General features: G+C 43.6%; 1 protein-coding gene. It reads left to right on the top strand.

Going from position 1 to position 390, the window contains the following annotated elements; translation table 11 throughout:
* Nucleotides 1–74 precede the first annotated feature (74 nt).
* Nucleotides 75–390, top strand: a 316-nt coding sequence (locus KP705_RS18870; RefSeq protein WP_215765416.1) for a hypothetical protein, incomplete at its 3' end; no start/stop codon positions are given.

The following is a 390-nucleotide window of genomic DNA, read 5'->3' as shown; positions in this document are numbered from 1 at the left end:
ATCAAAAATATGGTTCAAATCTGTATTTCAGGGGGACTGAGTTCACTCATAATGAGGATCATGAAACCCTTAACATGCATATGAATATCCTCTTTGATCTGCCGTATTTGAAGGGGAACGGCTGGCAGGATTTTCTTGCTGATGTTCGTGAGAGGATGTCGTGCATTGTTAAGGATGCGGGAACTCTTGAGTCTGTTGATGAGGTCACAAAATATGTGACTAAGCCGAACGATATTGAGACGATGGAGGATGGCCATCTTGAGTGGTTCTATAATGAGACACTCAATACGCGACTGATACAGAGGTACGGATCGTTTAAGGAGTTCAAGGGGTCTCTTAATGATGAGAGGCTTCGCATCGTTCGAGATCAGTCTGATGGATCTCTGAAGA

Origin of the sequence: Gluconobacter sp. P1D12_c, assembly GCF_018812105.1 — a bacterium.
Lineage (GTDB): Bacteria > Pseudomonadota > Alphaproteobacteria > Acetobacterales > Acetobacteraceae > Gluconobacter > Gluconobacter oxydans_A.
This window is presented reverse-complemented; position numbering and strand designations above follow the sequence as displayed.